Annotated in this window: 5 protein-coding genes and 1 pseudogene; 2 read left to right on the forward strand and 4 right to left on the reverse strand. The window is 68.3% G+C overall.

All coding sequences use genetic code 11. The annotated features are described in order from the left end of the window. Positions 1-31: 31 nt before the first annotated feature. Together AC27KI_RS15975 and AC27KI_RS15980 are read right to left on the reverse strand one after the other, a co-directional pair. A complete protein-coding gene (locus AC27KI_RS15975; protein ID WP_487114710.1) occupies positions 32-1,096 on the reverse strand; it encodes a cache domain-containing protein in 1,065 nt (354 codons plus the stop codon). A gap of 252 nt (positions 1,097-1,348) precedes the next feature. Beyond that, positions 1,349-1,972: a Crp/Fnr family transcriptional regulator gene (locus AC27KI_RS15980; RefSeq protein WP_487114712.1), complete on the reverse strand. Its 624-nt coding sequence runs from the start codon at positions 1,970-1,972 to the stop codon at positions 1,349-1,351. Between the two features lie 249 nt (positions 1,973-2,221). Here AC27KI_RS15980 and AC27KI_RS15985 point away from each other — a divergent pair, with 249 nt between their 5' ends. Next, positions 2,222-3,250, forward strand: coding sequence for a porin (locus tag AC27KI_RS15985; RefSeq protein ID WP_272567786.1), 1,029 nt, complete (start codon positions 2,222-2,224; stop codon positions 3,248-3,250). Between the two features lie 89 nt (positions 3,251-3,339). On the opposite strand, the gene AC27KI_RS15990 is transcribed toward AC27KI_RS15985, so the two are convergent. Both AC27KI_RS15990 and AC27KI_RS15995 read right to left on the reverse strand, forming a co-directional pair. Further along, positions 3,340-4,806: an aminotransferase class V-fold PLP-dependent enzyme gene (locus AC27KI_RS15990; RefSeq protein ID WP_487090099.1), complete on the reverse strand. Its 1,467-nt coding sequence runs from the start codon at positions 4,804-4,806 to the stop codon at positions 3,340-3,342. 40 nt (positions 4,807-4,846) lie between these two features. Further along, the gene (locus AC27KI_RS15995) at positions 4,847-5,317 is read right to left on the reverse strand and encodes a Rid family detoxifying hydrolase (RefSeq protein WP_284411172.1); all 471 of its coding nucleotides are present in this window, start codon (positions 5,315-5,317) and stop codon (positions 4,847-4,849) included. Between the two features lie 591 nt (positions 5,318-5,908). Here AC27KI_RS15995 and AC27KI_RS16000 point away from each other — a divergent pair. Continuing rightward, a pseudogene (locus tag AC27KI_RS16000) lies at positions 5,909-7,309 on the forward strand (cache domain-containing protein). The last annotated feature ends 79 nt before the right edge of the window (positions 7,310-7,388 follow it).

A 7,388-nucleotide genomic window follows, 5' to 3' on the forward strand; every position in this document is an offset into this window, starting at 1 on the left:
CTCGCCGGCGCCCTGCGGCCAGGGCATGTCTTCATGGGCGCCGGGCGCGCGGGCGCCCAGGTGCGTGGCGCGGCGGCACAGCCGGGCCAGGGGCTGCGCCAGCCAGGCCATGCAGGCCACAGCCAGCAATGCGGCCGCACCGATCAGGGCGGCGCCAGCCAGGCGCCCGACGCTGCGCGCCCTCCAGCGGCGCGAGCAGGGCCTGCGCATCGTTCACGCGCGCCACGGTCCACTGCGTCATGGGCATGCCGGCCAGGCTGACCACATGGCCCGGCAGCCGCTCGGTGAAGCCGCGCCCCATGACCGGCTGATCCTTGTCGCCCGACCGCGCGAACACCTGCGACAGGCCGGCCTCGTCGCGCACGCTGCCCATCACCCGCGCGGGGTCCGGGTGCGACAGGATGGTGCCGTCGCGCGTGAAGACGATGAGCCGGGAATCCTTGCGCGCCGGCAGCGACATCGAGGGCGGCAGCAGCCCCTGCGACTGCAGGCGCAGCACGCCGGAGACGGCGCCCACCACCGTGCCCTCGTCCCGGTGCAGCGGGATCGTGAACATCACGCGCGCCTCGCTCGGCCGCCCGCCGATCAGGCCCGACACCAGCGGCTTGCCCTCCAGCATGGTGCGGCGCAGGCTGTCGCGTTCGGCCGGATCGAGGCTGGAGCCGCTGTCCAGGCGGCCGTATTGCAGATTGATGGCCACGGTGCCGTCCTGCCGCACCACCTGCATGGCATCGAAGAATCGCACCGCCGGCAGGCCCTGCTGCAGCAGCCAACCGAGGGACGACGGCGAGTCGAGCATGACCGGCTGAATGCCCTCTGCCACGGTGCTGAGCACCTTCTGGCTCTGCTCGATCTTGCTGGCCAGCAGCCGCGCGACCACTTCGACCTCGTCGGTCTGCTGGCTCACGAGGCGGCGCATGGCCTCCTCGCCGGCCGCGCGCGATACGGTCCAGGCGGCCATCGCCCCGGCGAACACCACCGCCAGCACGGCCACCAGCATCAGGCGCTGCACCAGGCGGCCGGGCAGCAGCCAGCCGGGCGTGTCGCCCGCCGCGTCCTGCTCCGCCTCGAGTGCCTCGTGCGATGGCGGGGTCATCGGTGCTCCGTGGACGAAGCACCTCTGGCAAAGGAGCGGCGAAAGGCGCAGGGCATGCTGTCAGGCGGAATGTGCAATGGGGTGCGAACGAATATACGCAGCCCCCCGAACGCGCGGGTTGGGTGGAACCCTCGGTCGGTCCGGGGGAAACCCTGAGCCCTTTCGCACCGCCGCGCCATGGCCGCGCCGCCCCGATCACCCGCGTGTTGCAGACACCCCACCCACGCCCTTGCGCGGGACGGCAGCCCCCCTTCAGCCGGCCCCGGCCACCACCTGCAGCGCGCCGGGCTGTGGCAGATTGAGCACATTGCCCGTGCCCGAAATGAGCCCGTGGTCGCGCAGGTGGCGCAGCACGCGCGACAGGGTTTCCGGCGCGATGCCCAGCTGCGCGGCGATGAGCCGCTTGCGCTGGTGCAGCGTCACGCGCAGCGTGCCCGCATCGTCGTGCTGGGCGTGCCGCAGCAGCCATTGGGCGCAACGCGCCTCGGCGTCCTGCGCGAGCCGGCTCACGGCCAGTTCGGTCTGCTGGCAGTAGCCCCGCGCCATGTCGTACACCAGCGCGCGGGCGGGCGACGGCAGCGATTCGAAGCCGGACTGGAAGGCCTCCAGCGGCATGCGGCGCAGCAGCACGCGCGTGTCCGCCACCATGTCCACCATGCACGCCTGGCCGAGCAGCGCGGGGGCGGCATCGAGCCAGCACGGCCCCTCCACCGCACCCAACTGGTGCCGAAGCTGCCCATCCTCGCGCACCCCGAGCAGCACGCGGCCGCTGTCCAGGTACAGCACGCTGGCCGGACGCTGGTGGCGCTCGCGCAGCACCTCGCCGGCAGGGGCCTCGGTCTTGGTCGGCGCAGGGGAGGAAGGAGAGGGAAACATAGAGCCGCCACTGTGACCGCAGCACGGCCGCGCGGTGTTGAGCAAAGTCAAATGCGGTGCGCTCTGGCCGCAGCCGCCGCGCCCGGATGCCGCGGGCGCCGCATTCCCCCACAGGTCGAATGGTGAAGGCACGGTCCTTGCTTGGAGCCCTTTGCAAATCGACACGTTTTTCCTGGCCCGTTGAAGGCCCGTATGCCCCGCCGAGCCATCGGCACCTTCCCTTCCCCTTTTCCCTTTCGCAGGAGTCGTATGAAAAAGAATTGGATCGCGCTGGGTGCAGCGCTGCTTTGTTCCGCCGGGGCGCAGGCCCAAAGCTCCGTGCAGCTCACCGGCCTGGCCGACGTGTTCGCCGGGTCCATCAAGATGGCAGGCGATGCGGGCCGCAAGTCGGTCGTGGACAGTGGCGGCCTCACGACCTCGTGGTTCGGCTTCAAGGGCACGGAAGACCTCGGCGGCGGACTGAAGGCCAACTTCCAGCTGACCTCGTTCATCAAGGTGGACAACGGCTCGCAGGGGCGCTTCGCCAACGACACGTTCTTCTCGCGCGACGCCAACGTCAGCCTGTCGGGCGACTTCGGCTCGGTGATGCTGGGCCGCTGGATGGCTCCCAACTTCCTGCCCTCGGTGGTGGGCAATCCGTTCGGCGATTCGTTCACCTTCTCGCCGCTGATCCTGCACATGAACGTGCCGCTGTTCAACGGCACCGGCTGGGGTGCGACCACGCCGTCCGACACGGGCTGGAGCAACCAGATCGTCTACAGCACGCCGAAATTCGGCGGTTTCTCGGCCAACATCCAGTACCAGTTCGGCGAGCAGCCGGGCGACAACGGCAAGAAGAACTTCGGCGCGAACTTCTTCTACTTCGGCGGCCCCGTGACGCTGACGGGCTTCTACGAGCGCGACCAGATCAGCAACCCCGCCGTTCCCAATGCCTACCTGGGCACGAAGAAGACCGACTGGATGCTGCTGGGCGCCTACGACTTCGGCCTGGTCAAGCCCTTCGTGAGCTACGGCGAGGCCAAGGCCGACAACACCACCAACAAGGCCAAGACGGTGCAGCTGGGCGCCTCGGTGCCGGTCGGCCCGGCCGGCAAGGTGCTGGTGGAGTGGGTCAAGACCGAGATGACGCAGACCGACATCGACCGCAAGACCTTCACGCTGGGCTACGACCACTTCCTGTCCAAGCGCACCGACGTGTACGCCATGCTCATGAACGACCGCATCACGGCGCAGACGAAGGGCAACAGCTTCGGCGTGGGCATCCGCCACCGCTTCTGATCGCCGCACGGCGCGCAGGGCGCCCCAAAACAAAAAGCGCGGGAGTCGCCTCCCGCGCTTTTTTTTATGGATGCGGCAGCGCTGCCGGATCAGACCTTGCGCGACAGGTCCCACATGGCATCGACCAGCAGGTCGATGTCGCGCGCGTCGTGCCACAGGTGGGTGGAGATGCGCACGCCGTAGTGGTTGGCCGGCGCGCCGATGACGGGGAAATCGGCGTTGCGGATCACGAAGCCCTGCGGGTATTCGCTCAGCATGCGCGCCACGAAGGCCGTGGATTTCTGCGCGTTCATCACGTCGTCCTTGTTCGGGAACGGATTGAACGAGGTGAGCGCGGAGAGCAGCTTGGGATCGTCCTTGGGCGAGTACAGCGCATCCACGCCCCAGCGCTCGGCGATCTTTTCCTTGAGGTAGGACGACAGCGTGAGGTCGTAGGTCTCGATCTTCTTGCGCCCGATGCCGTCCCACTGCGCGCAGGCCTGGGCCAGCGCCATGAACATGGGCGTGTGCAGGCTGCCGCAGCTGGTGATCGTCGCGGCGATGTCGTAGGTCTCGGTGCCGTTGATGGTGCGGTCCTTGGCGGCGTAGGAGCTGGTGTGCACCGGGAACCACCTGGGCAGCGGCAGCGGATTGGAGGCGCGCATCTTGTTGCGCACCACCAGGATGCCGGTCGAGCCCGGGCCGCACTGCCACTTGTGCCCCGCGCCAGACATGAAGTCCATGCCCAGCTCCGCGTAGTTGTAGGCCATCATGCCCGGCAGGTGGGCGCCGTCCACGATGCTGATGAGCTCGTGCGCCTTCACCACCGCCATCAGCTCGGCGATCGGCAGCATGGTGCCGGTCTTGTACGTGGGCGAGGACCACATCATGGCGCGCACGCGCTTGCCCTGGGCCTTGAGCGCGCGGATGCGCTCGTCGAACAGGTTCACGTAGGTGGCGGCCGTCTGGTTGTTGCCCACCGGCAGCGCGATGCGCGAGACCTCGATGCCGTAGCGGTCGGTGGCGATCTTGAGCGGCGTGTCGCCGCCGCCGTGCTCGTGGTTGGTGGTGACCACCACATCGCCGCGCTGCCAGTCCAGCCCCAGGATGGCGTGGCACATGCCCGAGGACGTGTTGGCCGAGAACGCGAGCTCGTCCGCATCCACGCCGAAGCCCGGGGCCACCTGCTTGCGCAGGTCCAGCAGGTTGCCGTAGCCGCTGCCGGAATCGGCCGCCTTCTTGCGGTTTTCGGCATCGAACGTTTCCAGCACCAGCTTGGGCATGGAGCCGCCGGTGCCGATGTTCATGTAGGTCTTCTCGGGCTTGAGCACGAACATGCCCTGCACGCCCGTCCAGAACGCCTCGTCGCGCATGAGCTGCTCGCGCAGGGCTTCGGCCTGGGTCTGCGCGCCGCTGCTGCCGCAGGCGGCCACCAGGGGCCCGAGCGTCGCGGCGCCGGCGCCATAGCCGAGCACGCGCAGAAAGTCGCGGCGCTTGGCGCTCCAGCGCGACACCGCGGACAGGTCCAGGGGAGCGGCAGCGCCGGGCGCGGCCATCAGGGGGGTGGCTTCATTCATGGGAAAACTCCTTGGGGCGTGGAGGCAGGACCACAGCGCTTCAGCGGCGGCCGACGATGGCCGAGATTTCGATCTTCACGTCGCGCGGCAGCCGCGCCACCTCCACCGTGGCGCGGGCCGGCGCAGCGGTGCGGAAGTACTCGCCGTACACCTTGTTCATGGCGGCGAACTCGTTCAGGTCCTTCATGTAGACCGTGGTGGAGAGCACGTCCTCGTACGACAGGCCCTGCGAACGCAGCTTGGCGCCCATGAAATCGAGCACGGCGCGGGTCTGCTCCTCGATGGTGGTGCCGTTGACCGCATTGCCCGCCGCATTGAGGGGCAGGACGCCCGAGAAATACAGCGTGTTTCCGTGGGCCACCATTTGCGAATACGGCCCGATGGCCGGATAGATCTGCGTGGTGGACAGCACCTCGCGCTTGGACGGCGCGGCGCAGCCCGTCATCAGCACGCAGGCCGCCAGGGCAGCGCCCGCCCAGGCCACGCGGTGGCGGTGGATCCGATTACTCATGGAATGTCCTTTGCAACGACTTTGAATATGACGATGAAAATGATTCGGCCCATGCACGGATAAACCGGCAGGCCCCATCCATTTCCATGCGACCGCATTTCCCATAATCTTCCGGCGCGCCTTCTTCTGTCCTGGAAATCCCGATTCGCGAAAGAATTTTAGGCAGCACAACCCGCTAAAACGAAGCACCTTTTTCCCTTACGCAGTAGTACGCAGACCGGCCTACGCAGGAGTACGCAAACCACCGCCTCGCCCGTGGCTGGCACGGCTTCTGCTGCAAAGGCCTTGCTGTGGTGCGGATGCTGCGGTAGCAAGCACTCACAAGGTGCGCACCAAGCCGGTGCCGACGCCCGATCCGCAGCGGCCCCAGGCACCACGGGGGTGATTATGGAAGCCGCCTTTCCATAATCACTCCCCAGGCAGCCCCGATGCATTTTGAGTTTTGGTGATTCTCCGCCCCATTCGACCGCACCGACCGTCTTTACATATGTTCACGGATTCCCGGAATATCCCATGATCCCTCGAAACAACCCGCTTGACATTGGCGTGCGGCGGCAGATAGTCATCGCTTTCCTATCCAAGAAACCCTTCATGCAATTGCGGCTCAAGCTTTTGCTGCTGTCGACCATTCCCATCCTGTGGCGCTGGGTTCCGTGGCCGTCACCGTGCGCCACCAGACCCTGAAGCTGGCGCACCAGGAGCGGGAACTGGTTGAATCCGCCTACCTGCACAGCAAGGAGACCGAGCTGCACCATTACGTGCAGCTGGCCCAGAGCGCGATGGCGCGCATCGCGGCCGATGTGGCGGACCCGGCGGCGCGCCACCAGCAGGCGCTGGCCCTGCTCTCGCGCATGCAGTTCGGCAAGGACGGGTATTTCTTCGTCTACGACCGCCAGGGCAACGTGCTGCTGGACGCGCAGCAGATGGGGCTGGCCGGCGTGGACCTGTGCGACCCGTCCAACCCGCAGAGCGAGGCGCCGGCCAACCTCATCCTCGCCAAGGCGCGCGAGGGCGGCGGGCTGGTGCGCTACCTGTGGCAAAAGCCCTCATCGCAGCAGACGGTGCCCAAGCTCGCCTACGTGATGACGCTGCCCGGCTGGGAATGGGTGATCGGCACCGGCCTGTACCTGGACGACGTGCACGACACGCTGCGCCGCATCGACCTGCGCGCCCAGGAGAACATCGACGGCACGCGCCGGCGCATCTACGGCATCGCCGCGCTGTGCATCGTGCTGATCGGGCTGGCCGGGCTGGCGCTGAACCTCAGCGACCACCGCGTGGCCAGCGCCAAGCTGCGCCGGCTCGCGCAGCGGGTGGTGCGTTCACAGGAGGAAGAGCGCGTGCGCGTGGCGCGCGAGCTGCACGACGGCGTGGTGCAGGTGCTGGTGTCCTCCAAGTTCCTGCTGGAAACCGCCCAGGTGCAGTGGGCCGAGCGCGCGGCGCACGGCCCGCACCACGTGCTGGACCAGGGCCTGGACCGGCTCAACCATGCGCTGCTGGAGATCCGCCGCGTCTCGCACGGCCTGCGGCCCGCGTTGCTGGACGACCTGGGCCTGGCGCCAGCCCTGGCCCTCATGGCGCAGCAGGTGCAGGAGCACACCGCGCTCGGCGTGCGGTTCGTGCTGCGCGGCACGGCGCACCCGCTGCCCACCAGCCACGGCACCGCGCTGTTCCGCGTGGCGCAGGAGGCGCTGACCAACGCCCAGATGCACGCCCACGCGACGCAGGTGGAACTGCTGCTGCGCTTCGGCCGCCGGCGCGTGAGCCTGTCGGTGATCGACGATGGCCGCGGCTTCGACGTGCAGCGCGTGCAGGCCGACGGACAGGGCGGCATCGGCCTGCGCAACATGCGCGAGCGCATCGAGGGCCTGGGCGGCACGTTTCGGCGTGGCCTCCGGCCGCCGCGGCACGCGCGTGCTGGCCGTGCTGCCGCTGCAGGGCGACAACGACGCGCCCTACCCCGGGTTTGAACCGTCGCAGGTGCCCGCATGAGCGGCGGCGCCCCCATCCGCGTGCTGCTGGTGGACGACCACCCGCTGGTGCGCGACGGCGTGCGCATGCGGCGGAGGCC

Source organism: Acidovorax sp. KPB24-03, assembly GCF_057546605.1.

What these genes read in the sequence shown, in the direction of transcription:
- AC27KI_RS15975 (WP_487114710.1), bottom strand. Translation starts at nt 1,096, where the DNA reads ATGACCCCGCCATCGCACGAGGCACTCGAGGCGGAGCAGGACGCGGCG.
- AC27KI_RS15980 (WP_487114712.1), bottom strand. Translation starts at nt 1,972, where the DNA reads ATGTTTCCCTCTCCTTCCTCCCCTGCGCCGACCAAGACCGAGGCCCCT.
- AC27KI_RS15985 (WP_272567786.1), top strand. Translation starts at nt 2,222, where the DNA reads ATGAAAAAGAATTGGATCGCGCTGGGTGCAGCGCTGCTTTGTTCCGCC.
- AC27KI_RS15990 (WP_487090099.1), bottom strand. Translation starts at nt 4,806, where the DNA reads ATGAATGAAGCCACCCCCCTGATGGCCGCGCCCGGCGCTGCCGCTCCC.
- AC27KI_RS15995 (WP_284411172.1), bottom strand. Translation starts at nt 5,317, where the DNA reads ATGAGTAATCGGATCCACCGCCACCGCGTGGCCTGGGCGGGCGCTGCC.